23 protein-coding genes are annotated in these 25,326 nt (G+C 68.2%); 14 read left to right on the top strand and 9 right to left on the bottom strand.

What is annotated here, in order from left to right; translation table 11 throughout:
* Window positions 1-3: 3 nt before the first annotated feature.
* From LAJ19_RS11555 to LAJ19_RS11570, 4 genes are read right to left on the bottom strand one after another with little or no spacing between them, the layout of a single operon-like run.
* Complete coding sequence (locus LAJ19_RS11555) at window positions 4-756, bottom strand: metallophosphoesterase family protein (protein WP_432804211.1); 753 nt, start codon at window positions 754-756, stop codon at window positions 4-6.
* Window positions 757-816: 60 nt separating this feature from the next.
* Window positions 817-1,854, bottom strand: coding sequence for a S66 family peptidase (locus tag LAJ19_RS11560; RefSeq protein ID WP_225475896.1), 1,038 nt, complete (start codon window positions 1,852-1,854; stop codon window positions 817-819).
* Complete coding sequence (locus tag LAJ19_RS11565) at window positions 1,848-2,360, bottom strand: GNAT family N-acetyltransferase (RefSeq protein ID WP_225475897.1); 513 nt, start codon at window positions 2,358-2,360, stop codon at window positions 1,848-1,850. Before LAJ19_RS11565 ends, LAJ19_RS11560 begins: the two co-directional genes overlap by 7 nt.
* A complete protein-coding gene (locus tag LAJ19_RS11570) occupies window positions 2,360-3,304 on the bottom strand; it encodes a carbon-nitrogen hydrolase family protein (protein ID WP_225475898.1) in 945 nt (314 codons plus the stop codon). The genes LAJ19_RS11565 and LAJ19_RS11570 overlap by 1 nt, the downstream gene beginning before the upstream one ends.
* Before the next feature lie 83 nt (window positions 3,305-3,387).
* On the opposite strand from LAJ19_RS11570, the gene LAJ19_RS11575 reads away from it, so the two are divergent.
* From LAJ19_RS11575 to LAJ19_RS11600, 6 genes are all read left to right on the top strand, one after another.
* Window positions 3,388-3,969 carry a 5-formyltetrahydrofolate cyclo-ligase gene (locus LAJ19_RS11575; protein WP_225475899.1) on the top strand — a complete coding sequence of 194 codons (582 nt, stop codon included), beginning with the start codon at window positions 3,388-3,390 and terminating at the stop codon, window positions 3,967-3,969.
* A gap of 17 nt (window positions 3,970-3,986) precedes the next feature.
* The gene (locus LAJ19_RS11580) at window positions 3,987-4,619 is read left to right on the top strand and encodes a DinB family protein (RefSeq protein WP_225475900.1); all 633 of its coding nucleotides are present in this window, start codon (window positions 3,987-3,989) and stop codon (window positions 4,617-4,619) included.
* A 27-nt stretch (window positions 4,620-4,646) separates the two neighbouring features.
* Complete coding sequence (locus tag LAJ19_RS11585) at window positions 4,647-5,723, top strand: PilT/PilU family type 4a pilus ATPase (protein ID WP_225475901.1); 1,077 nt, start codon at window positions 4,647-4,649, stop codon at window positions 5,721-5,723.
* A gap of 70 nt (window positions 5,724-5,793) precedes the next feature.
* Window positions 5,794-6,384 carry a transposase gene (locus LAJ19_RS11590; RefSeq protein ID WP_225475902.1) on the top strand — a complete coding sequence of 197 codons (591 nt, stop codon included), beginning with the start codon at window positions 5,794-5,796 and terminating at the stop codon, window positions 6,382-6,384.
* A gap of 32 nt (window positions 6,385-6,416) precedes the next feature.
* On the top strand, window positions 6,417-6,776 hold the full coding sequence (locus tag LAJ19_RS11595; protein ID WP_225475903.1) for an HIT family protein: 360 nt from the start codon (window positions 6,417-6,419) through the stop codon (window positions 6,774-6,776).
* A 340-nt stretch (window positions 6,777-7,116) separates the two neighbouring features.
* The gene (locus LAJ19_RS11600) at window positions 7,117-7,563 is read left to right on the top strand and encodes a DUF488 domain-containing protein (RefSeq protein WP_225475904.1); all 447 of its coding nucleotides are present in this window, start codon (window positions 7,117-7,119) and stop codon (window positions 7,561-7,563) included.
* A gap of 12 nt (window positions 7,564-7,575) precedes the next feature.
* Here LAJ19_RS11600 and dnaE read toward each other — a convergent pair whose 3' ends face one another.
* A complete protein-coding gene (gene dnaE / locus LAJ19_RS11605; protein ID WP_225475905.1) occupies window positions 7,576-11,568 on the bottom strand; it encodes a DNA polymerase III subunit alpha in 3,993 nt (1,330 codons plus the stop codon).
* Between the two features lie 116 nt (window positions 11,569-11,684).
* Between dnaE and LAJ19_RS11610 the strand changes: the two genes are divergently transcribed.
* The 5 genes from LAJ19_RS11610 to LAJ19_RS11630 all read left to right on the top strand — a co-directional run bounded on the left by LAJ19_RS11610 (window position 11,685) and on the right by LAJ19_RS11630 (window position 16,774).
* Complete coding sequence (locus LAJ19_RS11610; RefSeq protein WP_225475906.1) at window positions 11,685-12,278, top strand: PAS domain S-box protein; 594 nt, start codon at window positions 11,685-11,687, stop codon at window positions 12,276-12,278.
* A 158-nt stretch (window positions 12,279-12,436) separates the two neighbouring features.
* On the top strand, window positions 12,437-14,317 hold the full coding sequence (gene dnaK / locus LAJ19_RS11615; RefSeq protein WP_225475907.1) for a molecular chaperone DnaK: 1,881 nt from the start codon (window positions 12,437-12,439) through the stop codon (window positions 14,315-14,317).
* 91 nt (window positions 14,318-14,408) lie between these two features.
* On the top strand, window positions 14,409-15,059 hold the full coding sequence (locus LAJ19_RS11620) for a nucleotide exchange factor GrpE (RefSeq protein ID WP_225475908.1): 651 nt from the start codon (window positions 14,409-14,411) through the stop codon (window positions 15,057-15,059).
* Between the two features lie 61 nt (window positions 15,060-15,120).
* The gene (locus tag LAJ19_RS11625) at window positions 15,121-15,816 is read left to right on the top strand and encodes a VF530 family DNA-binding protein (RefSeq protein ID WP_225475909.1); all 696 of its coding nucleotides are present in this window, start codon (window positions 15,121-15,123) and stop codon (window positions 15,814-15,816) included.
* Between the two features lie 43 nt (window positions 15,817-15,859).
* Entirely contained in the window at window positions 15,860-16,774 is a 915-nt protein-coding gene (locus LAJ19_RS11630; protein WP_225475910.1) for a DnaJ C-terminal domain-containing protein, read from the top strand.
* Between the two features lie 92 nt (window positions 16,775-16,866).
* Here the strand turns inward: LAJ19_RS11630 and LAJ19_RS11635 are convergent, their stop codons facing one another.
* From LAJ19_RS11635 to fba, 4 genes are all read right to left on the bottom strand, one after another.
* Complete coding sequence (locus LAJ19_RS11635; protein WP_225475911.1) at window positions 16,867-17,283, bottom strand: CBS domain-containing protein; 417 nt, start codon at window positions 17,281-17,283, stop codon at window positions 16,867-16,869.
* Window positions 17,284-17,412: 129 nt separating this feature from the next.
* Window positions 17,413-20,052 carry a S8 family peptidase gene (locus LAJ19_RS11640; protein ID WP_225475912.1) on the bottom strand — a complete coding sequence of 880 codons (2,640 nt, stop codon included), beginning with the start codon at window positions 20,050-20,052 and terminating at the stop codon, window positions 17,413-17,415.
* A gap of 111 nt (window positions 20,053-20,163) precedes the next feature.
* Complete coding sequence (locus LAJ19_RS11645) at window positions 20,164-20,892, bottom strand: hypothetical protein (RefSeq protein ID WP_225475913.1); 729 nt, start codon at window positions 20,890-20,892, stop codon at window positions 20,164-20,166.
* A gap of 135 nt (window positions 20,893-21,027) precedes the next feature.
* Window positions 21,028-21,945: a class II fructose-1,6-bisphosphate aldolase gene (gene fba, locus LAJ19_RS11650; protein ID WP_225475914.1), complete on the bottom strand. Its 918-nt coding sequence runs from the start codon at window positions 21,943-21,945 to the stop codon at window positions 21,028-21,030.
* 110 nt (window positions 21,946-22,055) lie between these two features.
* On the opposite strand from fba, the gene LAJ19_RS11655 reads away from it, so the two are divergent.
* The 3 genes from LAJ19_RS11655 to LAJ19_RS11665 all read left to right on the top strand — a co-directional run bounded on the left by LAJ19_RS11655 (window position 22,056) and on the right by LAJ19_RS11665 (window position 25,312).
* A complete protein-coding gene (locus LAJ19_RS11655) occupies window positions 22,056-23,273 on the top strand; it encodes an aminotransferase-like domain-containing protein (protein WP_225475915.1) in 1,218 nt (405 codons plus the stop codon).
* 32 nt (window positions 23,274-23,305) lie between these two features.
* Window positions 23,306-24,145, top strand: coding sequence for a glutamate racemase (gene murI / locus LAJ19_RS11660; RefSeq protein WP_225475916.1), 840 nt, complete (start codon window positions 23,306-23,308; stop codon window positions 24,143-24,145).
* An 810-nt stretch (window positions 24,146-24,955) separates the two neighbouring features.
* The gene (locus LAJ19_RS11665) at window positions 24,956-25,312 is read left to right on the top strand and encodes a DoxX family protein (protein ID WP_225475917.1); all 357 of its coding nucleotides are present in this window, start codon (window positions 24,956-24,958) and stop codon (window positions 25,310-25,312) included.
* The last annotated feature ends 14 nt before the right edge of the window (window positions 25,313-25,326 follow it).

Below are 25,326 nucleotides of genomic sequence, written 5' to 3' on the forward strand. Positions count from 1 at the left end.
CACCTACTTCCCGATGGCGAGCCGCGCGGCCAGCACCTGCGGCAGACCGGCCTCCAGCGCCGCCGCCTGCGCCCGCGCGATGTCGTAGGTCACGCGGAACACCTCAAAATACCCGCGCGCCGAGTCGTAGATGGCGTAACTGGCCTGCGGGTTCCCGTCGCGCGGCTGGCCCACACTGCCGGGGTTCAGGATCACGCGGGTGCTGGGCGCGATCATGTAGCTGCCGCCGTCCTGGAACTGCTGCACCTTCACCCAGTCACCCACCGGGGAGTTCAGCGTGGCGTACACCGCCGGGACGTGCGTGTGCCCCACAAACGCCAGCCGGCCCTGCCACTGCGTGAACGCGTCACGCGCCGCCGGCACGGAGTCCGTGTAGTGATCCAGGCTCACGGGCGTGCCGTGCCGGTAGCGCGCGCCGATGTCCGGGTCGTCAATGCCGTCACGCCACAGGCGCACCCCCGCCAGGTCCCGGTCGGAGAGGCGTGAGAGCTGCCATATCAACGCCATGGACACGACCGAGTCCTTCTTGTCGCGCAGGCCGTCGGCGTACTGCAGCAGCATCTGGTCGTGGTTGCCGAGCACGCATGTGGCGTCCAGCTCGCGCAGGGTCTCAAGCACCTCCCGCGGGTGAGGACCGTAGCCCAGGGCGTCCCCCAGGTGAATCACCTGATCGTACCGGCGCTGGGCCGCGTCGCTCAGGACCGCCTGGAGAGCGGTGTGGTTCGCGTGAGTATCAGACAGCAGCAGCAGCCGCACAGGCCGGATGATAGCGCGCTGCCACCCCGGGCGCATGTGCACCCGCCACACCACCTGCCCTCAGGGAAAGACCGTCACCCGGCCCGCCCGCGGGTCCAGCCGCACCTGGCCGCCCAGCAGCAGGGTGAGCTGCGGGCTGGTGTGCCCGAAATCCATGTTCGCCACCACCGGCAGGTCCGGCCGGGCGGCCTCCAGCAGCACCTGCCGGACCCAGCCGTACAGGTCCTGCACCATGCCCGGCGTGTACCCACGCGGGCGGGCCAGCAGCAGGCCTGCCAGTTCACCCAGGATGCCCTGCGCGGCGTAGTTGCGCAGCCAGTACCCCACCTGACGCGGCGGGGGGACGTCCTCACTGGTTTCCAGGGCCAGCACCGCGCCCCGCCACAGGGTCCGGTCCGGCCAGCCGGGGGTGCCGCACAGCATGGCCAGCACCTCCGCGCAGCCGCCGAGCAGGTGCCCCTGGGCAGGCGCGTCTCCCTGCAGCCACACCCATCCGTCACCAGGCTGGAAGGGCCGGCGGACCATCTGCGCCGCCTCATCTGTCCAGGGCACGACCGCCTCGCTCCATTCAGGCGCGGCCGTCAGGTCGAACGGTGCGGGTGGGTCCACCAGGGCCCGCCGGACGCCCTGCAGGGTGAACGGGTGCAGGCCGGCGTTCTCGGCCAGGTCCGTGAGCAGCGCCGGGCCGTGGTAGGCCATCACGCCGGCCCGCACAAACTGCGTGAGGGTGACCGTGGTGTCGCTGAATCCCAGGAGCGCCTTCGGGTGAGCGCGGATCAGGTCCGGGCGCAGAAAGGGCAGGAGGCGCACGCTGTCATCACCCCCGATGATGCTCACCATGCCGTGAATATCCGCTGACGTCAGGGCCCAGTGCAGGTCATCCGCGCGGGCCTCCGGGTGATCCGCCAGGAACGCCGGGCCTCGCAACGCGTTCGGGGCGGGCACCACCTTCCACTCCAGGGCCTGCGCCACCTGCGTCACGCCGGCGGGGTAGCGGTTCATCACGTCCGTCACGAGGCCACTCGACAGACTCAGCGCGGCCACGCGCGACCCTGGGACGAGGCGAGGCGGACGCAGGAACACCGGGCCGCTCAGCATTCCAGCAGCATGTGATGCTCGCTCAGCACCTGCCCGTCCCGGTGAACGGCGTCCGGCCGGGTGCCCCACACCCGGAACCCGCAGCGTTCGTACAGGCGCCGCGCGGGCTCCTGCGAACTCATCACCGCGAGGTGCAGGGACGTCACGCCGTCCCACGAACACGCCAGGGTGATTCCGGCGCGCACCAGCGCCTCCCCGATGCCCTGGCCGCGCGCGTCGAGCGCGACGGACACGCCGTAGACGTTCACGCGGTGCGCAAGAACGGGCGCGACCTCACGCACCAGGGTGAGCAGGCCGCACAGGTTGCCGCTCACCAGGGCGCCGAGGGTTACGCCCGGCGCGTCCGGCGCGAGACGCCCGGCCAGCTGCCCGGCGGGCAGCGCCGCGAACTCGGCGGCACTGGTCAGAAACGCCTCCGGGTCGGCTTCCAGCGCGGCCAGCCGGGCGGCGCGGTACCCGGGGGCGTCCGCCGGAGTCAGTCGGCGGACGGTGACCGCCGCGTGCATCAGGCGGGTTCCGGCGCGCTGCCAAGCGTCACGAGCTGCGCGGCCGCAGGGCGCGTCCCGCCCACGTGCCGGTCACGCCAGTTCAGCACGTGCCCATTCCGGCGCACGTTCCGGGTGAGCGTGACGTCGAGGTCGGTGATCAGCCAGCCGGGTTCATTCCAGGCGCCCTGCGCGACCACACCGTCCTCCGGCAGACCGTGGTCGGCCGGGGCGTAGATGCCGCTTGCTCCGTGCGCGTCCTCCACGGCGTAGGTCCAGGGGGCGTCCGCGATGAGCGGAGCGTGCAGGGCGTACAGCTGGTTTTCCAGGGCGCGGGCCATGCTGCCCACGCGCACGCGGGTGTACCCGGCGCGGCTGCCGGTAAAGGACGGCACCACCAGCAGTTCCGCGCCCCCTTCAGCGAGGTGCCGGGCCAGGCTGGGGAATTCACTGTCGTAGCAGATGGCAATGCCGAAGCGCAGGGTTCCACCGGCGCGCAGCGGCAGGTCGAACACGCGGACGCCCTCGCCGGGTGCGATGTCCCATTCCTCCGCCTCGAAACGGGTCATCAGGAGTTTGTCCTGGTGGCTGACCGTGCCGTCCGGTCCGAACACGAACGCCCGGTTCACGAACGTGCCGCCGTGCGCGACCGGGTAGCTGCCCGCCACGATCGCCACCGCGAACTGCCGCGCCAGCCGCTCGTGCAGGGCCAGGAAGTCCGGCAGGAACGCCTGCAAGGGCGCCCGCATGCCCCGCACGTCGTGGCGCAGTTCAGGAGGCAGCAGGCTGATCAGTTCCAGTGGCGCGTACTCCGGGAAGGCCAGCAGCTCGGCGCCGCGGGCAGCTGCATCTGCCACCCAGCGGGTCAGTTTCGTCTCGAAGTCCGCCCAGGACGCCAGGAAATCCACCGGGTACGCTCCGGCCGCCACCCGCACCGGCCCTGCCACGTCAGTCTGTGCCGTCATGCGCCCGAGTGTAGCCGCGCGCGTGCCCGGCGCGCCGCTGCCGAATGACCTATCCGGGCGCCGCGGGGCGCTACGCTGCGCGCATGACGCTCACCCCCGGCGCGCTGCGTGAACAGGTGTGGAACGACCTGCTGGCCCGCCGCGCCTGCGCGTACCCCACGCCGCCGCACGGGCACTGCCCGAATTTCACGCACGCGCGCCGCGCCGCCACGCACCTGCTCGCTCACCCGGCGGTGGCGGCGCTGCACACCCTGATCGTGGGCCCGGAGCGGGCGCTGCTGCCCCTGCGGCAGCAGGCGCTGAAAGCCGGGAAGGTGCTGTACGTTCCGCATCAGAAGAAGGCCGGCTGGTACTGGCGGGTCACGGCGCCGGCCGGCGCCAGGCTCAGCGCCCTGCCGGACCACGGCGAAGCGGTCCTGAGGCCTGTGGGCGCGCAGGCGGCGGTGCTGGCCTGCGTGGTCGTGGACCGCCGCGGGCAGCGGCTGGGCAAGGGGTTCGGCTGGGGCGCCCGGGGCCTGCCTGAGGCCCTGCCGTCGTTCACGCTGGCCCACCCCCTGATGCTGCGGGACGTGCTGCCCTGCCCGGCCGACTCAACCGTGACCCTGATCGGAACCTCCGGCGGGGTGATCGAGTGCCCCGGCGCGCCCGCAACCCCGGCCCCGTGAAGCGCGTACCATGCGGCATGAGCAACCGCAACAGCCCCCACCCCCTCGTGCCTGCCCTCGTGACGGTCGCCACGGTCGGCGTGGCCGCCGGCGCCGCGTACGTGGCCCGGGTCCGCCGGCAGGAGGTCAAGGGACTCGTGGTGAACCGCGTGCTGGAACGGCCCGCCAGCCGCAGTTCGTACACGGACCTCGCGCAGAGCCTTGAACGGTCCGGAACGTTCCTGACGGGCCGCGCCGCGCGCGCCGCCGACACGCACGCCAACCGTGAACTGCTGGCCCACATCATCGGCATTGAACGCTGGGGGCAGCAGCGGCTGCGCGCGGCCCTCGGGTCGCACGCCGACCAGACCGACTCATACCACGGTTACCGCCCCGCGCAGGACGCCACGCTGGATGAACTGCGCGCCCTGGTGACCAGCACCCGCGCCCACACCGTGGACCTGGCGCGGCGGCTGCACCGGTCCGCGCCGGATGACGCGCTGACAATCCTGCACAACAGCCTGGGTCCCCTGAGTGCCAAGGCGTGGCTGCGGTACCTGACGCAGCACGCGGACCTCGAGAGCCGGCGCCTGCGCGGTACCGCCGCTTCCGGGACTGCCCCGGCGGCGTTGCCGTCCAGGACACTTTCTGCACCCACAACAAAACTGTAAGAGCCCTGGGAATAGCCTGAGGCCGCCATGAGTGTTCTCAACAGCGTACTGACCGCCATCGTCAAAGAAGGAGCCAGTGACATCCACCTGCGCACCGGCAGCGCTCCCGCCGGCCGCATCAACGGCGAGATCAAACGCTTCGGGGAAACCCGGCTGGGTAACGATCAGGTCGAGGCCTTCGCGCGGGAAATGATGACCCCCGCGATGTGGGACGAGTTCACGCAGCGGCGTGACGCCGACTTCGCGTACGGCATTTCCGGCCTGGCGCGTTTCCGCGTGAACGCCTACTGGCAGCGCGGCAGCATCGGCCTGATCATGCGCGTCATTGAGGAGCGGCCCATTCCCACCTTCGCGCAGCTTGGCCTGCCGGAAGAGACCTTCACGCAGCTCGCGCAGCATGAGCGCGGCCTGATTCTGGTGACCGGCCCAACCGGAAGCGGCAAGACCACCACGCTCGCCAGCCTGCTCAACCACATCAACGAGACGCAGCCCGTGAACATCGTCACGCTGGAAGACCCCATCGAGATCCTGCACCGCGACCGCATGGCAATGATCAGCCAGCGCGAACTGGGCATGGACACCCTCAGTTTCGCCAATGGTCTGCGCGCCAGCATGCGCCAGGACCCGGACGTGATCCTGATTGGCGAGATGCGCGACAAGGAAACCGTGGAAGCGGCCCTCAGCGCCGCGCAGACCGGTCACCTCGTGTTCTCCACGCTGCACACCCAGGACGCGATCCGCACCGTGAACCGCATCATTGACTTCTTCGCGCCGCATGAACGCGACCAGATCCGCCAGGGTCTCAGCGAGAGCATCGTGGGCATCATCAGCCAGCGCCTGCTGCCCAAGGTGGGCGGCGGGCGCGTGCTGGGCCTGGAGGTTCTGCTGGGCACCCCCACCGTCCGCGAGTGCATCAAGGACGCGGAACGGACCGAGGAGATCAAGCAGGCCCTGCAGGAAGGCGGCGCACGCGGGATGCACACCTTCGACCAGCACCTCGCGCACCTCGTGGCGAGCGGCCTGATGTACGAGGACGACGCCCTGGCGAGCGCCACCAGCCCCCATGAGCTGAAGATCATGACCATGCGCGCCAAGTACGCGTAAATTCAGCCCAACAAGGGACTTCGCGCCGGGCCAGGCACTTTCAGTCTGGCCCGCCGCGTGTGCCCTGCTGTTGTACGCGGACCGTGAGTTCGTCGGACACGACTGGATTCAGGGCCTGGCGCAGAAGGGCATTCCGATCTGTGTGCGCTTGCGACGCGACAGCCCAATGGACGAGTGGTCTGCTCAGGACTGGCTGGGACGTCTGCAGACCGGCAGCGCCGGTCTGCTGGTCGAGCACGTCGAGGTCTACGGGCAGCCGATGAACGTCGTGTTGACGTTCACGCCGGACGGAGACGCCCTGATCATTGCCAGCAACACCGGCGCCGTGACCGCCATTCAGGCGCAGTATCGTCATCGCTTCCGGGTCGAGTGCCTGTTCCGAGCGCTCAAATCCAAAGGGTTCAACTTGGAGAGCACGCCTATGACGCTCCACGTGATCGTGGAGCGCCTCCTGTGCTTGCTGACCCTGACCGACGTCTGGTGCGTGCTGGTGGGCATCCCCGAGATCTGCCCGAACAAACAGCATGGTCGCCGGGCCTGGAGCGTCGTGACGCTGGGTTTACGGGCCCTGGTTCGCGCCATCAGCCGGAAGGTTGATCACGAAGAGGTGCCCCTCTTACGACTGATTGACCTGTTCATGCCGTCCAAGACGCACAGCTGAGAAACTGTCGGGTACTGAGGCTTCCAGCCCACGTGGTCGCAGAAGATGACGACACGCTGGCCTTCCTCGACATCCATCCCGCCGCTCCTGGGCATACCCTGATTATTCCAAAACGGCCCGCACGGGACCTCCTGGACGCGGAAGCAGACGCCGTGGCTGCGGTGGCAAGAATGGTGCAACAGGTGGCCAGACTGCTTGACGTAACGTTTGCTCCAGAGGGAATCACTGTGCTTCAGAGCAACCGAGCCGCCGCAGGCCAGGATGTTTTCTACTACCACGTCCATGTCATCCCCCGGTTCCAAGTTGACGAGGTGAGCATCAGCTATCAGGTGCTGAAAGACCTTGACCTCGCTGATGTGGCGCGGCGGATGAGGGCAGGTCAAACCTCTTGATCGCGGCGGAGCTTGGCTCTCTATGCCAGAGAGCTGACCGCCTCTTCACTGGTGTTGAGAGGTCCATGTTGCACCTGTGCCGTCATCAATAATGGGAGTCCGTTGGCTTGCCAACCCGTTGCTTCGAAGTGCCGTATTTATGGGCAGAGGCGGCACTGCTGATCCAGATCGAGACAAGTAAAACGTCGTGTTCAGCGCACAGCTTGTGCACCCAACAGACCACCAATAAGCGTCGCGTACTTTGGTGCGCGGTCACGCGGCGATCCGGCGGGCGTGGGCACCCGCCGCAATGCAACGTCCTGCACCCTGACCGGACGGCGCGGCCCCTACCCTGAAAGCCATGCCGCTTCCCACGCTGTTCACCATCGGGTACGAGGACACGTCCCTGCACGACTTTCTGGCCGCGCTGCACGATCATCAGGTGCAGGTGGTGGTGGATACCCGCGAGCGGGCGCAGAGCCGCCGCCGCGGGTACAGCAAGACGGCTCTCAGCGAGGCGCTGAAGGCGCAGGGCGTGAACTACCGGCATCTGCGCGCGCTGGGGACACCCGCACCTGTGCGTCAGGCCTACCGGCTTGACCGGGATTTCGCGGCGCTGAAAGCGGCGTACACCCTGCACCTCGGCGCGCAGCAGGACGCCCTGAGTGAACTTGGGCAGCTGGCCGCGGCCGGGCGGGTCGCTCTGCTGTGCTACGAAAAGCATGCCGGCGAGTGCCACCGCAGCCTGATTGCGCGCCGCCTTCAGGAGCTGGGCCTTGTGGGCGAGGTCGTGGACCTGAGCGCCTGACCCTGCCGGACGTCAGGCGCGCATGCCGGCGCCCTGCTTGTTCATCCACGCGGGGGGTTTCGGAGCGAAGCGGCCCAGGATGGTCTGCTGGTCGTACGCGAGGTACGCGTCTGCCCAGGGGAAGGTCTGGTTCAGCACGCGGATCGCCTCGGGGCTGCCCATGCCGTGATCGAGCTGGTACAGCACGAACTGCTCCGGGGTTTCCAGGCGCAGGTAGGTGGGCATGCTGCCGGCATGCTCGTCGAGCACACTCTGGAATTCACCCACGGCGTCGGGTGTGGCGTTCTCCAGGTCGATGGTCACGTACATGACCTTGGGCACCTCGGCGAGCTGCTCGACGCTGACGACCTCCTCGGCGATGGCGCGCAGGCCGCCGTCCTCGGATTCCAGTTCCACGATGACCAGGGCGGGCGTGTCGTTCACGAGTTTGTCCTGAATGCGGTCGTAGGCGCGGCTGAACGCCACGAGTTCCGTCTGGCCGGACTCGTCGGCGAGAATGAAGCGGGCCATCATGCCGCCACTTTTGGTGGGTTTCTTGACGACACTTTCGATCATGCCGGCCAGCACGGCCTTCATGCGTTTGCCGGGCGCGACGTTCTGTGTCTGGAACCAGGTGTCCAGGTCCGCGATGCGGCAGCTGGCAGCCTCGCGCAGGCCCTCGTGCTGCTCCAGAGGGTGGCCGCTGATGTACAGCCCCAGGGCTTCTTTCTCGATGGCGAGACGTTCCAGGTCCGTGAACGGCGTGACGCCCGCCCGGAGTTTCGGTTCGGGCGCCACCTCCTGCGCGCCGAACAGGGCGTCCATGCCGCTGTTGGCGAGGGCCGCGGCGCCCTGCGCCCAGGTCATGGCTTCCTCCAGGCTCTCGAGCAGCTGGCGGCGGTCGCCGAACTGGTCGAAGGCGCCGGACTTGATGAGGCTTTCCAGGGCCTTGCGGTTGCAGACCTTGTGGCCCAGGCGGGAGCAGAAGTCCGCGAGGGACCGGAAGCGCCCGGCGCGTTCACGCTCCTCCAGAATTTTCAGCACGGCGCCTTCCCCGAGGCCCTTGATGGCGTACAGGCCGAACAGAATCTCCTGCCCGACCACCGCGAAGTCGGCGTTCGAGCGGTTGATGTCCGGCGGCAGGACCCGGACGTCCATCTTGCGAGCGTCACTGACGTACTCGGCGACCTTGTCACTGTCCTTGCGTTCCACGGTGAGGAGCGCGGCCATGAACTGCACGGGGTAGTTCGCCTTGAGCCACGCGGTCTGGTACGTGATCACGCCGTACGCGGCGGAGTGACTCTTGTTGAAGCCGTAGTTTGCGAAGGCGTCCAGCAGATCGAAGAGCTTGTTGCCCTCGTCGCGGGGCACGCCGTTGTGCTCGGCGCCCTCCACGAAAATCTGCCGCTGGCGTTTCATTTCCTCGGCGTCCTTTTTGCCCATTGCGCGGCGCAGCAGGTCCGCGCCGCCCAGGGAGAACCCGGCGACCTCGGAGGCAATCTGCATGATCTGCTCCTGGTACACGGGGATGCCGTAGGTTTCCTTCAGGATCTTCTCCAGCCACCGGGCGCTGTTCGGAAAGCCGTCCTTGACGTAATCGACGTCCTCCACGCCGTGGTGACGGCGGACGTACGTGGGGATGTTCTCCATCGGGCCCGGGCGGTACAGGGCGCTCAGCGCGATGATGTCCGCGAGGCGGCGTGGTTTGAGGCGGCGGCTGGCATCGGCAATGCCGGCGCCTTCGAGCTGGAACACGCCCTTGGTGTCGCCGCGGCTCAGCAGCTCGTAGGTGCGGGCGTCATCGAAGGGAATGTCGTCGAAGGTGCCGTAGCGCTGTTCGAAGTCGGTGCCGGATTCCCGCAGGATGCGTTTGGCTTCGTCCAGGAAGGACAGGGTGCGCAGGCCCAGGAAGTCCATCTTGATCAGGCCGATGTCTTCCACGGCCTTCATGTCGTACTGGCAGACCATGCCTGCGCCGGACGTATCGCGCATGACGGGTACGAGGTCGGTGAGCTGCGTCTTGCCGATCACGACGCCCGCGGCGTGCACGCTGGCGTGCCGGGTCAGGCCCTCGAGTTTCTGCGCGAACTCGTACGCCTCGAGCAGCTGCTGGTCCTCGGCGAGCAGCTGCTGGATGTCCGGCACGGCCTCGCGCGCCTGCTCCAGTGAGTAGCTTTTGCCGAACTTGATCGGGATGAGTTTGCTGACCTTGTCGACCTTGGCGTATTCGAGCCCCATGACGCGCGCCACGTCCTTCAGGCAGGCCTTGCTCGCCATGGTCCCGAAGGTGGCGATCTGCGCGACCTTGTCCTCGCCGTACTTGTCCTGCACGTACTGGATAACCTCGGTGCGCCGGGCGTCGTTGAAGTCAATGTCGAAGTCGGGCATGGAGATGCGGTCCGGGTTCAGGAAGCGTTCGAACAGCAGCTCGAACTCCAGCGGGTCCAGGTTCGTGATGCGCATGGCGTACGCCACAAGTGACCCGGCGCCCGAGCCGCGTCCCGGGCCCACGCTGATGTCCTGGTCCTTGGCCCAGTTGATGTAGTCCGCGACGATCAGGAAGTAGTCGGGGAACCCCATGTTGTTGATGACGCTCAGTTCGTACTCGGCGCGGCGCAGGATCACCAGCGCGTGGCGGTGGTGGGCGCGGGTGGTCTCCTCATCCGCCGCGCCGTCCAGGGCGATGCGGGTGTCGCTGGCTTTCTGCGCGGCGCGGCGGCAGTCCTCGTGGGCATACGCGGGCAGCGGTCCGGTCTCGGCCTGGGCTTCCATGAGTTCCAGCGCGGGGTACTTCGTGTACTTCTCCCCGCCGTCCTTGCCGCGTTTCTCCCAGACGCTCCCGGCAAAGGCCAGCAGCGTGAACAGCGTCTCCAGGTCGCAGCTGCGCGGGTCGCAGCCGCCCGTGCGGGCCAGCACGGCAGTGGCGTCTGCGCCGAGCGCTTCGAGGCTGCGCGCGGCGTAGTCGCGCAGCAGCGCTTCGGTGGCGTGGGCCGGGTAGCGTTTCACGGTGCCGCGGTAGGTCTGCACGCGCAGTTCCTCGGCCATGGTGCGGCCCTCGGGGATGGGCAGGGCCGGCATCTGGTACACGCGTTTCTTTCCGACCGGGAGGTCCACGTTGCACAGGTCGGCGATCATGGCGGTGTTGTCGAAGGGTTCCTCACCCCACTCGCTCACGGGCAGCGCCGCCTGCATCTCCTCGAGGTTCTTGACGTAGAACTCGTCGCAGGGGAACTTGAAGCGGTTCTCGTCGGCCAGGGTGGCTTTCGTCTGGATGGCCAGCAGGGTCTCGTGCGCGGTGGCGTCGCTTTTCTTGACGTAGTGGCCGTCGTTCGTGGCGACCATGCCGATGCCGAGTTCCTGCGCCCAGGCTTTCAGGATCGGGTTGTTCTTCTTCTGCTCGCTCAGCCCGTGGTCCTGAATCTCAATGAAGTAGTTTTCGCCGAACAGCTCGCGGTACCACAGGAGGCGTTTTTTGGCGTCGTCCTCGCGGCCCTGCAGGAGCAGCTGCTGCACCTCGCTGCCCAGGCAGCCGGAGAAGGCAATCACGCCCTTGTGGTGCTCCTGCAGCAGTTCATGGTCGATGCGGGGCTTGTAGTAGTAGCCTTCGGTGTAGCCGCGGCTGCTCAGGCGGCACAGGTTCTGGTAGCCCTCGAAGTCGCGGGCGAGCAGCGTGAGGTGAAAGATGCCCTTCTCGCCGTCCTGGCCGCGCGTGCGGTCCCGGCGCGTGCCGGCCCCCGGCACCACGTAGGCCTCGTACCCGAGGATCGGCTTGACCCCGGCCGCCTGGGCGTAGTTGTAGAAGTGCACCGCGCCGTGCATGTTGCCGTGATCGGTCATGGCCAGGGCGGGCGCGCAGCCGTCCGGCGTGACCTCCTTGGCCCACTTCAGCAGGTCCTTGAGCTTCGCCGCGCCGTCCAGCAGGGAGTACTGCGTGTGCTGGTGCAGGTGTGCGAAGCGTTTCGGGGTGCAGCAGGAGCCGTCCGGGAGGTGAATATGCGGTTTCTCGGCATCGGCAGGCGCGGTCATGCGGCCAGCATAGAGCCCGCCCCGGGGGGCCCGCTGTGACCAAAGGTGTTGACGGACCCCAGGCTCGGCAGGGACGCGTAAGAGCGTTGCAAGGCCCGGCGGGGCAGGCTGGGGCCATGAGACAGGGGCGGCTGGAACTGGCCTGGGCGTACGTGTTGTTTGCGCTGCTGGTCCTGGAGTCATTCCTGCTGGTATGGCTGGTGCCGCGCGGCGTGGTGCTGGGCGCGCTGCTACCGGTGCTGGGTGCACTGGCGGTGGCGGCGGGGCTGGCGCCGCGGGTGATCCGGATGGTGCGGGGTCACCGCCTGCTGCAGGAGTCGTATGCGCAGGAACTGTCGTTCGCGCGGCTCCTGATGGAAACCGTGGAGCACGGCCTGACGGTCACGGACGAGGATGGCCGGTTCGTGTACGTGAACCGGGCGTACGCGCAGCTGCTGGGCGTGACGCCGGAGCGGGTGCTGGGACGCACGCCGTACGAGTTCACGGTCAGGGAGAAGCATGCTGCGGTGCGTGAGGCGTGGGAGCATCCGCAGGAGAATGGCGGCGTGTCGTACCGGTCGCAGCTGCGCCGGGCGGATGGTCAGGTGGTTGAGGTTGTGGTGAAGGGTCGGCCGCGCTGGCACGCCGGGCGGATCGTGGGGAACGTGGCGTCCGTGGTGCCGGTGAGGGCAGTGGAGGAGCGGCAGGTGGGCGGGCCGGATGACCGGTGAGGTGGTGGGGCAGCGCAGCCGGGTGGGCTTGAGCCTAGCCTCAACTTGAGCGCACCACACTCAACTCTATTGACACTGAATAACTGTGGCCCTATGATGTTTGGCGATCAGAACTGCTGCCCGCACGGCGGCAAATCCCTCGTCTCACAGGAGTCAACATGCCCAAAGCAGTCGGAATTGACCTCGGTACCACCAACTCCGTCATCGCCGTGATGGAAGGCGGCCGCCCCGAAGTGATCGTGAACGCCGAAGGCGCCCGCACCACCCCCAGCGTCGTGGCCTACAAGGGCGAGGAGCGCCTCGTCGGCCAGATTGCCCGCCGCCAGGCTGCCCTGAACCCCCAGGCCACCCTGTTCGAAGTCAAGCGCTTCATCGGGCGCCGCTGGGATGAAGTGAAGGAAGAAGCCGCGCGCAGCCCCTTCACCGTCAAAGAAGGCCCCGGCGGCAGCGTCCGCATCGACGTGAACGGCCAGGACCTCGCCCCCGAGCAGGTCAGCGCCGAAGTGCTGCGTAAACTCGTGAACGACGCCTCGGCCAAGCTCGGCGAGAAGATCCGCGACGTGGTCATCACCGTTCCCGCGTACTTCGACAACTCCCAGCGCGAGGCGACCAAGCAGGCCGGTGAGATCGCAGGTCTCAACGTGCTGCGCGTCATCAACGAACCCACCGCCGCGGCCCTCGCCTACGGTCTGGAACGCAAGGGCAACGAAACCGTGCTGGTCTTCGACCTGGGGGGCGGCACCTTCGACGTGACCATCCTCGAACTCGGCGACGGCGTGTTCGAAGTGAAGTCCACGAGCGGCGACACCCACCTCGGCGGCGCGGACTTCGACCAGCGCATCGTCGACTGGCTCGCCACCGAGTTCCAGAAGGACAACAGCTTCGACCTGCGCAAGGACAAGCAGGCCCTGCAGCGCCTGATCGAAGCGGCCGAAAAAGCCAAGATTGAACTGAGCAACGCGTCTGAAACCACCATCAGCCTGCCGTTCATCACCTTCGACCCCGAAACCCGCACCCCGATGCACCTCGAGCGCACCCTCAGCCGTGCCAGATTCGAGGAGCTTACGGCCGACCTGCTGCGCCGCGTGCGTAAACCCGTCGAGCAGGCCCTCGCCGACGCCAAGCTCGACGCCAGCAAGATTGACGAAGTGATCCTGGTGGGCGGCTCCACCCGCATTCCCGCCGTCAAACGCATCGTGCAGGACATCATCGGCAAAACCCCGAACGAGTCCGTGAACCCCGACGAGGCCGTCGCGCTTGGCGCCGCCGTGCAGGCCGGCATCATCCAGGGGGACAGCAGCCTGGGCGACATCGTTCTCGTGGACGTCACGCCGCTCACGCTGGGCGTGGAAGTCAAGGGCGGCATGATCGCCCCCATGATCACCCGCAACACCCCGGTGCCCGCCAAGAAAACCGAGGTGTACACCACGGCCGAGAACAACCAGCCCGGCGTGGAAATCAACGTGCTGCAGGGCGAGCGCCCCATGGCGGCCGACAACAAGAGCCTGGGCCGGTTCAAGCTCGAAGGCATTCCGCCCATGCGCGCCGGAACGCCGAAAATCGAGGTGACCTTCGACATCGATGCCAACGGCATCCTGCACGTCACGGCGAAGGAAGCCACCAGCGGGAAGGAAGCCAGCATCCGCATTGAGAACACCACCACCCTCGACAAGAGCGACGTGGAGCGCATGGTGCAGGAAGCCGAGCAGAACGCCGAGACCGACAAGAAGCGCCGCGAGCGCGTCGAGAAACGCAACAACCTCGACAGCCTGCGCGTTCAGGCGCTCGGCCAGATCGAGGAGAACGCCGGCGCCGCGCAGGACGCCAAGGACACCCTCAAGGCCGCCGCCGACGAAGCCGAAGAAGCGGTTCGCAGCGACGACGACGCCAAGATCGAAGCCGCGCAGAAGAGCCTCGAAGAAGCGCTGCGCACCTTCATGACCGCCGCGCAGAGCCAGCCGCAGGACGGCGCCGCGCAGCCCCAGGCGAACAAGGCCGATGACGACGTGATCGACGCGGACTTCAAACCCGCCGAGTAAGCGCGCGTCCTCCACGAACGACAAGTCACACAGGGGAGAGGACGGCCGCGGCGCCACCTCTCCCCTGCTCATCACGCATAAGCTGGAACCGATGTTCCGAAAGCGAGGGCCCAAAATGACCGACGACCAGCACAAACCCGCCACCCCCGACGCCGACGTGACCCCCGACAGAACCGTCAATGAGGACGGCCTGGACGTGCCGGAAACCGAAACCGACAACATGGCCGAGGACGCCGACACCGTGTTCCCCGGCATGGACGAGAACATGCTCGGGCAGGTGCAGGAAATGATGGCGAAACTCGAACGCGCCGACGAACTGGAAAAGGAGAACAGCGACCTGAAAGGCCGCCTGGCCCGCCTCGCTGCCGACTTCGACAGCTACCGCCGGCGCACCCAGGAAGACGTCGCCGCCGCCCAGGGACAGGGCGTCAGCAAGGCCGCTGAGGCCCTGATGCCCGTGTACGACGACATGGACCGCGCCGTGACCATGGGGGCCGCCGACCCCGCCAAACTTATTCCCGGCATGCAGGCCGTGCAGGGCAAGATCCTGGGCGTGTTCTCCGGCCTGGGGCTCGAAGCCACCGGCCGCGAAGGGGAAGCCTTTGACCCACAGTGGCACGAGGCGCTGCAGGTGGTGCCCGGCGAACAGGACGACGTGATCGTGCAGGTCTACCAGCTGGGCTTCCGCATGGGAGACCGCCTCGTGCGCCCGGCCCGCGTGGTCGTCAGCCGGAAGGACTGAGCATGACCCGACCGGGACGCCCACGCCCCACCGCCCCGCAGCCCGCCGCCCGGGGGCACGCATGACCCGTGACGCACTGCACGGCGTGACCCTGGAGCGCATCGTCACGCACCTGCGCGACGAGTACGGCTGGGCGGAACTGGGCCGGCGCATCCCGGTCCGCTGCTTCCAGCGCGACCCCAGCGTGACCAGCAGCCTGAAGTTCCTGCGCAAGACGCCCTGGGCACGTGAACAGGTGGAAACCGAGTACGTGCGCCTCACGCAGCGGGAGAACGCCAACACCCTGATCGAGGCGCTCAAGGCCGGCACGCTGACGGCCGACCTGACCTCCCCCAGTCAGACGAAAGTGCACGAGGCGCTGGGCTGGGCCCTGCGGCACGACGCGCAGCCCGGCACGCTGCTCGCCCTGCTGGAGCGCGTGCAGGACGTAAACTTCTGGCCGGACAACCAGCCGCTGCCTCTGCTGAACCTCGCCATTGACCGCGACGCGCCGCCCATCTTCGTCCGGGCGCTGCTGAAAGCCGGCGCCAATCCGAACGACGCGCGGTACTGGCTCCCGCTGCTGCACACCACCGACGTCGAAGGCCAGGCGCTGGACTCCGGCCGGCGAGCGCCACGCACCGACGTGCTGGACCTGCTGCTTGCCCACGGCGCAGACCCCCAAGGCACCGACCGGCAGGGCGTCACGGCCCTGGAGATCGCCCGCGCCTACGAGCTCAAGGTCGTCATCAACCGGCTGGAACACGGCAAGGCCTGACCGCGTACCGACCAGCAGCACGACCCCACAGAAAGGAGGAGCCATGGCCTACAAGGAGTACTACGACGTGCTGGGCGTCTCGCGCGGCGCGTCCGACGCGGACATCAAGAGTGCGTACCGCAAACTCGCCAAGCAGTACCACCCCGACAAGAATGCCGGGGACGAAAAAGCCGCCGAGCGCTTCAAGGAAATCGGCGAGGCCTACGCTGTCCTCAGTGACCCTGAGAAACGCAAGGTGTACGACCAGTTCGGGCACACCGGGCAGGTTCCGCCCGGCTACGGCGGACCCGGCGCGGGCGGCTTCCAGGGTGGGGACTTCGCCGGGTTCGACCCCGGGCAGTTCAGCGACTTCTTCCAGGGTCTGTTCGGAGGGGCCGGGCGTCGCGGCGGCGGGCCCGCCGCCGGCTTCCAGGGGTCCCAGGTGAACCTGGAAGACCTGCTCGGCGGTCTGGGCGGCGCCGGTCAGGGCCGGCGGTTCGTGCAGAACGTCGAGGGTGAACTGCAAGTCACGCTGGAAGAAGCGTTCCAGGGCTCCGACGAGGTCATCAACGTGGACGGCAAACGCCTGAGCCTACGTGTGCCGGCCGGCACGCGGGACGGCGCGCGGCTGCGGCTGGCCGGACAGGGCCCCGGCGGCGGCGACGTGCTGCTGACCATCCGCGTGCTGGAAGACGCCCGCTTTGACCTGGACGGTGACGACCTCACCACCAGTGTGGACGTGCCTGCCCCGGTCGCGGCCCTGGGCGGCGACGTGACTGTGCAGACGCTGTCCGGCAAAGGCAACCTGAGTGTTCCGCCTGGCAGCAGTGGCGGACGCCGCATGCGCCTGCGCGGTCAGGGCTGGCCCCGCCGGGATGGAACGCGGGGCGACCTGTACGTGCGCCTGAACGTGACCGTGCCGGCCGCGCTGAGTGAGGAGCAGAAGGACCTGTACCGCCGGCTGCGTGACCTGGGCTGACCTCAGGGCCAGGAATTCAGCGGAAGTGGCGGCGCCTCACCTAGGGCGCCGCCACTTCCGCTGAGTCCCTGACAGACCACGCCGGCCCTGCCTTACGGAATGGACTGACTGATTCCCTGCAGCGCCTGCTCGTCGGCACCGCTGCTGGTCCGCGTTGCGAGATCCCCCAGACTCACGATGCCCACCACCCGACCGTTCTCGGTGACCGGCAGGCGTCGCAGCTGCCGGCGGGCCATCTCCTGCGCGGCGTCTTCAACGCTCGTGTCGGCCTCCAGGGTGAACACGCCGCCGGTCGCGTAATCGCTGGCGGCGCTGCCCACATCGTGCCCGTACGCCACGGCACGCACCACGATATCCCGGTCGGTGATGATGCCGCTCAGGTGATCCCCGTCCATGATCAACACGTTGCCGATGTCCTGCTCCAGCATCAGCGTGGCCACCTCCTTCAGGGTGGCGCCGGGGTCGGCCGTGGTCAGGTCACTGGTCATGATGTCTCTCAGGGTGGTCATAACCTGACCGTACCGTCCGCCGGTAACCGCGGCATGGGAGGACCGCTAAGGGCCCTGGGGAAATCCTTCAGCCACTCCTGGGACACGCCGCCCGTGAGCCAAGGCTCACGGGCGGCGCAGCAACAGCGGTTACTTCATCAGCCAGTCAAAAGTGGTCTTCATCAGCAGGTTGCGGCTATTGGGCGTCAGGCCTTCCAGACCAAAGCCCATGGTGACGGTGCGGTACGTGCCGGCATCATTGGCCACGATCGCCCCGGCATTCTCACCGGCCGACTGTGCACTGACGCGGGGCCGGTTCTGCGCCTGGGCCTGCTGGCCGTTCCCACCCAGAATCTGCCCGAGCACGGTGTTCAGCACGCCGGCGGCCAGACGCTGCACCAGACCGCGGGGGTCCTTGACCTTCTGAGCGGCACGGTTCTTGTTGGGGTCCACGCGGATGCTCTGCGCGGTGATCGTGCCAGCGGTGGCGTCCGCGCTGCCCCAGGAGGCCACCACACTGCTGCCCCCCTGGTCGGCAATCACGTCCGGGTAGTACTGGTTCCCGGCACTGCCCTGGGCGTTCAGCGTATAGGCCGTGCTGCCGAACGCGCCGCGCGTCACGAACTTCGACTGTCCGCTGCTGTCGGCCACGAAGCGGGTTTTCAGCGTGCCCGTGTAGAAGGCACTGGTGCCGATGTCGTACCCGACGTCCTGACCGGTCACGAGCAGGTTCCCGCCGTTGGCGAGGTACTGGCGCAGCACCGCCTGATCTGCCGCCGTGATGGTGTTCTGGTACTGCTCTCCCGTGGCCCACACGACGATATCGGCGCGCTGCAGTTCATTGACAGGCACCGGGCCCTGACTCTGGGTGTTCCACACGAACGCACCACCACTCGCCGCGTTGGCCTTGATGGCGTCTCTGAGGGCGGCCGTCACGTCTGCCCCCTGCCCCATGTCGTCGTCCACGAGCATCACGATGGGTTTCTTGCCGGTGCTGGGGGCCGGTGCGGGGGCTGGCGCTGGAGCCGGTGTGGGGGCCGGTGCAGGCGCGGTACCGGGTCGGTCCTTGATGAAGCAGCCCTTGCGCAGGCCCGGAGCGGGGTCACGGCCCCACTCAGCCACGGTGCAGTTGAAGCCGTCCGTACCGATCCCGGTCAGGTACTTGCCGGCCGTCCCGAACGCAGCGTCCTTCTGGCCGCTGAAGTTGCACTTGCTGCCTTCCAGAGCGCACAGGCTGTACCCGGCCGGGCCCGTGGGAGCCGGTGCGGGGGCAGGCGTCGGCGCGGGAGCCGGAGCGGGTGTCGGAGCCGGGGCTGGTGTCGGAGCGGGTGCAGGTGTGGGTGCCGGCGTCGGTGCTGGTGCCGGGGCGGGCGTCGGCGCAGGAGCCGGGGCGGGCGCAGGGGTGGGTGCCGGGGCAGGAGCGGGGGCCGGGGTTGGTGCGGGGGCCGGAGCGGGCGTGCCACTGAGGTTCACCCCCAGTTTGCCCATCGCGCCGGGAACACTGATCAGGCCGTAACCGACGTTGTTGTTCTTGCTGCCGGCGTTACTGGCGCTGGTGTACAGGGCGTTTTTGATGGCGTCGACGGTGGTGCCCGGCTTGGCGGAGAGCAGCAGTGCCACGGCGCCCGCCGTGATGGGGCTCGCCTGGGAGCTGCCGCTCAGCGCGCCGTACTGCCCGTTCGGGAAGGCGCTGGTGATTTCCACGCCCGGCGCGGCGATGTCCGGCTTGACGAACACGCCCTTGATGGTGCTGTTCCAGTTCACGGGCCCGCGGCTGCTGAAGCTCGCCACCTGGCCGTTCCGGTCCACGGCGCCCACGCCAACGGCGTCGGGGATGTTGCCGGGGCTCCCGGTGCTGGCCGGCGCCGGGCCGAAGTTCCCGATGGCGAACACCGGCACCACGCCGGCCTTGAGCATGTTCTGGACGGGCACGATGAATTCGTCATAGGTGCCGGGGATCCCGAGGCTCATGTTCACCACATCCGCCCCGTCATCGGTGTCAGCGTTGTTGTCGGGGTCCAGCACGTACTGCATGCCGGCAATCACCTGCGCGAAGGTCCCCTCGTTGTTCGGCAGGACGAGCGCGCTGATGACCTTGGCGCTGGGCGCCACGCCGACCGTGTCCCCAACCAGCAGGCCAGCGGTGTGCGTGCCGTGGTTGGTGGTGTCGTGTGGCGTGGCGCCGCTGACCCGGTCACCGTCGCCGTTGAATTCGGCGAAGGCGGCCACCTTGCCGTTCAGTTGCGGGTGGCTGGCGTCAATGCCGCTGTCGAGGTGGCCGATCTTGATGTTCTGCCCTTTAAAGCCGGCCGCCCAGGCCTGCGGAGCGCCGATCTTGGCGAGATGCCACGCTTCGCCGGGGGCGGCGGCGGCGGCACTGAGGGCCACGGCGCGCTGGGGCTTGGGAATCTGCACCTTGAAGTTCTCGAAGACGTCCCGGACGAACGGCAGGGCGGCCAGGGCGCGGGCCTGGACGGGTGTCATGGGCAGGTAGATGCTCTGGTCAAGCCACAGCTGCGTGACCTTGCCCGCGTTCAGGGCCTGCCGGATGAATCCGGCGGAGGGACCGAGCTGGGCGATCTTGCTGTTCAGCTGGCCGCGCAGGTTCTTGAGCTGCGCGCGTCCGCGGGCGTCGTTGGCGAACTGAAAGCGCACGATGACGCCCACCTGGGACTGGTCGCCTTTCTTGGCCCGTTCGAGGAGCGTCGGGGACAGGCGCCCGGCGCTGGCCTGGCTCAGGCCGCCCAGGGTCAGGGCGGCGCCGAGCATCCAGAGGTTTCGCTTCTTCATGAGGCCCAGGGTAGGCGTTGCCAGGTGACCGGCCCTGAAGGGAACGTGAGGAGACCTTGACCTCCGGTCAGGCGGGCGTCATGTGTGCGCCAGCCGCCTCAGAGGGCGTTTTCAACGGGTGTATTCGATGATCAGTTCGCGTTCGGCTTCGTCCACGGTGCGGTTGATCATGCTGCGCCGCGCGTAGCTCAGGACGATGTGGCCGCTGCCAAGCTGCAGGAGACTGAGGGTGCCTCTCACGCCGTTGCCGCTCAGGGCGTTGCTGCCGGTCATCTTCCACTGGAAGCCGCTGCGGACGAGCAGCCCGCGGTCCGGGTCGTCGTTGGAGCTGACGGCGACGGGCCGCGCGGTGAAGCCTTCCGGGCCGCGCATCTCGCCGGTGCGCAGGTCGATGCTCACGCCCTTGAGCACTCCGTTCATCTGTGGGGTGTCGCCAAAGCTGACGCGGCTGGCGTCGCGGCTGACGGCCAGCCGGAAGGTTTTGCCGGTGGAGACCAGGGTGTTCTGGAAGACCAGGTACCGCTTGAAGTCCTCGCGGCTGATGTTCAGCCGTTCATCGTAGGCGGGAGGAATGCCGCGTGCGGCGGTGGTGGTCACGGCGCGCAGGACTTCCCGGTCCCCGCCGGCACTGGCGACGCGGATTTCCAGCTGGAGGGTCGAGATGCTGGGCCGGCGTTCCAGCAGGGTCACGGGCTGGGCGGTCTGTGGCAGCAGGGCGGCGACGCGGGCCTGCCACCCGGCAGGCAGCGCGGGTGGCAGGGGGGTGGCGCTCAGGCCCGCGCCGCTCAACAGGCCGAGTGCCGTGAGCAGCATCACAGGAAGGGGCCGGACCTGCTTCATTCACCGCAGAGCATAGTGCGCGTGGGTGAGAATTTCTGCTGTCGGCGGGCGTCAATGATGAATCCCTCGTCAGATGCCCGTCAGCGAAGATCCCCTCGCCCGCGGGGGTGAGGGGACCGGCAGGGCGGGTAAGCGTCAGGCTTTGCCGACGCTGCCCAGCACGCGCAGCTTGTGCTCAATCACCTGGCTCATGACCTCGCGGGCCGGCCCGAAGATCTTGCGGGGGTCGAATTCCTTGGGGTTCGCGCTCAGCGCCTCGCGGATGCCGACGGTACTGGCAAGGCGCAGGTCGGTGTCCACGTTCACCTTGGCGATGCCGAACTGCGTGGCGCGCTGCAGGTCCTCGTCGGCGATGCCGGCGGCGTCGCCGATCTGTCCGCCGGCGGCGCGGAAGCGTTCCACGATTTCCTGCGGCACGCCGCTGCTGCCGTGGGCGACCAGGGGGATACTGGTCAGGCCGGCAATCTTCTCGATGCGGGCGTGGTCGATGTAGGGGCGGCCCTTGCCTTTGAAGGCGCCGTGGCTGGTGCCGATGGCAATGGCGAGGTAGTCGGTGCCGGTCTGCTCGATGAACTGCACGGCTTCCTCGGGGTCGGTCAGGAAGGCGTCCTTCTCGTCCACGACGATGTGCTCCTCGATGCCGCCCAGGCGGCCGAGTTCGCTTTCCACGCTGATGCCCATGGCGTGCGCAGCTTCCACGACGCGGCGGGTTTCTTTGATGTTGTCTTCGAAGGCGTGGTGGGAAGCGTCGATCATCACGCTGGTGAAGCCCATCTTGATGGCCTTCAGGGCCGAGGCGTAGGAGCTGCCGTGGTCGAGGTGCAGGGCGACGGGGACAGTGGCGCGCCGGGCGAGGTCAATGACGATGTTGGCAAGGTCCTGACCGCCGTACTTGATGGCGCCCTCGCTCATCTGCACCATCACGGGGCTGCGCAGCCGCTCGGCGGTGTGGATGATCGCCTGCGTGATCTCCATGTTGTTGGTGTTGAACGATCCGACGCCGTAGTGGCCGGCGCGGGCGGGAATCAGAATGTCATTACCGGTAACGAGCATGTGAGTACCTCCTTGAGCGTTCCCACTTTACCCGGCCCGGGGCCTGAGGCATGCGGGGCGTTCACATGAAAGGGCCGGGCGGGGTAGACAGGGGCGGTAGCATGGGCGGCATGAGTGCCTCCTCTGCCCCGCCGAGTCTGGACCTGACGGAACGGCTGTCGCGCCGCGCGCGCACCATGAATGCAAGTGCCATTCGCGAGATTCTGAAGATTACGCAGCAGCCGGACGTGATCAGTTTCGCGGGGGGTCTGCCGGCTCCGGAACTGTTCCCGCTGGAGGAGGTGCGGCAGGCGAGTCTGGCGGTGCTGGACCGGTTCGGTCCGGCGGCGCTGCAGTACTCCACCACGGAAGGTCACCTGCCGCTGCGGGAATGGATTGCGGCGCAGGCGGGGATTCCGGCCGCGAACGTGCAGATCGTCACGGGCAGCCAGCAGGGCCTGGATCTGCTGGGCAAGGTGCTGATTGATGAGGGGGACGTGGTGCTGGTGGAAGCGCCGACGTACCTGGGCGCGCTGCAGTCCTTCCAGCCGTACCTGCCGCGGTACGAGCAGCTGCCCACCGATGAGGGCGGCATTGACGTGGACGCCCTGGAGGGTGTGCTGCAACGCAGCGGCGCGAAGCTGCTGTACGCCGTGCCGAACTTTCAGAATCCCACCGGCCGCACCCTGAGTGCCGAGCGGCGCCGGCGGCTGGTGGAACTCACCGCGCAGTACGGGGTGCTGCTGATCGAGGATGATCCGTACGGCCAGCTGCGCTTCACGGGGATGCCGGCGCCCAGCCTGTACCAGCTGGGGCTGGAGCTGCACGGGGACGTGAACCGCAATCACGTGATCTACTCCAGTTCGTTCAGCAAGACGCTGGTGCCGGGCCTGCGCGACGCGTGGGTGCAGGCGGCCGCGCCGGTGATCGCCAAACTGATTCAGGCGAAGCAGGGAGCGGACCTGCACACGCCGACGTTCAACCAGATGATCATCGCGGAGCTGGTGCACGACGTGCTGCCCCGGCAGATCGAGCGGGTGCGCGAGGCGTACGGGCAGCGGGCGCGGCTGATGCTGGAGCGCATCCGGGCGGACTTTCCGCAGGGCGTGGAGTACACCACGCCGGAAGGCGGGATGTTCCTGTGGCTGACCGTGCCGGATGGCCTGGACACGCAGGCGCTGCTGCCGCGCGCGGTGGAACGCAAGGTGGCGTACGTGCCGGGCAGTCCGTTCTACGCGCTGGGCGGCGGGGAGAACACCATGCGCCTGAGTTACAGCAATGCCACGCCAGCGCAGATCACGCAGGGCATCCGGGCGCTGGGTGACACGCTGCGCGAAGCGCTGAACTGAGGGCCGGTGCGGGTGGGACTATCATGGGCCGCATGACGAGCGCAGCGCCGCTGGGCGTGTTCGACAGTGGCGTGGGCGGCCTGAGTATCCTCGCGGACCTGCGGGCCGCGCTGCCGGGCGAGGAGATGCTGTACCTGGCGGATACGGCGCACGTGCCGTACGGCGCGCGCAGCGACGAGGAGATCCGGGCCCTGACGGACCGCTCGGTGGCGGCGCTGCATGCCCGGGGTGTGAAGGGCGTGGTGGTGGCCTGCAACACGGCGTCTGCGTTCAGTCTGGGGCATCTGCGCGCCCGGTTTGACATGCCGATCATCGGGCTGGTGCCGGCCGTGAAGCCGGCGGTGCAGGCCACCCGGACGGGGGTGGTCGGGGTGCTGGCCACTCCGGGCACCATGCGCGGCACGCTGCTCAGCGACGTGATCCGCGAGTTCGCGGAGCCGGCCGGCGTGCAGGTCATGAAGGCGGTCAGCACGGAACTCGTGCCGCTGGTCGAGGCGGGTGAAGCCGACGGGCCGCGCGCCCGGGCGGTGCTGCGCGAGATCCTGACGCCCGTGGCGCAGGCCGGCGCGGATCAGCTGGTGCTGGGCTGCACGCACTATCCGTTCCTGGCGGGCAGCATCCGCGCGGAGTTCGGGGAGGCGTTCACGCTGCTGGACAGCGGCGCGGCGGTCGCGCGGCACACCCGGCGCGTGCTGGACGGCGCAGGGCTGCTCTCCGGCCGGGGGCAGGGGGGGCAGGCGCGGTACCTCGTGACGGGGGACCCCCAGCGGGCCGCGCCGGTGATCGCCACCCTGCTTGCCCGGAACGTGCACAATGGGAAGGAAACCCACCGGGCTGACCTGCCGCCCAGAATTGAGTGCATTCAGACATGAGCGTTCCACAACCCACCCCGCCCGCCCGTGAAGGCCGTGACCTGCTCACGCCCCGTCCCGTCTCTGTCAAGCGCGGCGTGAATCCGCACGCGCCGGGCAGCGCCCACCTGATCATGGGCCGCACTGAGATCCTCGCCACCGTCACCCTCGAGGACAAGCCCGCGCCGCACATGCGCGGCAAGAAGGAAGGCTGGCTGACCGCCGAGTACTCGATGCTGCCGCGCGCCACCACCGACCGGCAGGCCCGCGAGCGGAACCTGCAGAACGGCCGCCGTCATGAGATTCAGCGGCTCCTGGGCCGCGCGCTGCGGGCCGGCATGGACCTGCGGGCGTTTCGCAACCAGACCCTGTACGTGGACTGCGACGTGCTGGTCGCGGACGGCGGCACGCGCGTGGCGAGCATCCTGGCGGGGCACGCGGCGCTGCATGATTTCTGCGACCGGCTGATTCAGAAAGGGCAGCTGACCGACTGGCCGATCGTGCGGAACATCGGGGCAGTCAGTGTCGGCCTGATCGGCCCGGACATTCGTGTGGACCTGGATTACGCCGAGGACAAGGTGGCGCGCGCGGACCTGAATGTGGTGGCCACCGGTGACGGCATGATCGTGGAGGTGCAGGGCGGCGCGGAGGAAGGGGTGCTCACGCATGACGAGTACGTGCGCATGCTCGCCACCGGCACGGGCGCGGTGCAGGCGCTCATGCGGGACCTGACGCGGCAGCTGTCGGTCATTCAGGGCCTCTGAAGGTGAGCGGCGCGCCGGGCGCGGCCGGCCTGCGCTACACTCCGGGGCAGTTCAAGGAGGGCAAGGCATGAGCGTGACGAGATTCATCGGGCGGGCGCTGCTCGCAAGCATCTTCATCAAGAGCGGCCTGGATCACCTGCAGAACCCTGACCCGATTGTCCGCGCGGCGCGCGGCGCGGAAGTGCCGTCGCCTGAGGTGGCGGTCAAGATCAACAGTGGCGTGATGGTCGGGGCGGGCGCCCTGATGGCGCTGGGGCTGCTGCCGCGCGCGGCGAGCACGGCGCTGGCCGCCAGCCTGATTCCCACCACGGTGATCGGGCATCCGTTCTGGGACAAGCAGGGCAAGGAGCGCCAGCAGCAGCAGACGCAGTTCCTGAAGAACCTCGCGCTGTTCGGCGCCCTGCTGATCGTCAGCAAGGACTGAAGCGCCGGTTTCCC

The sequence above is a fragment of the Deinococcus taeanensis genome (assembly GCF_020229735.1).
Lineage (GTDB): Bacteria > Deinococcota > Deinococci > Deinococcales > Deinococcaceae > Deinococcus > Deinococcus taeanensis.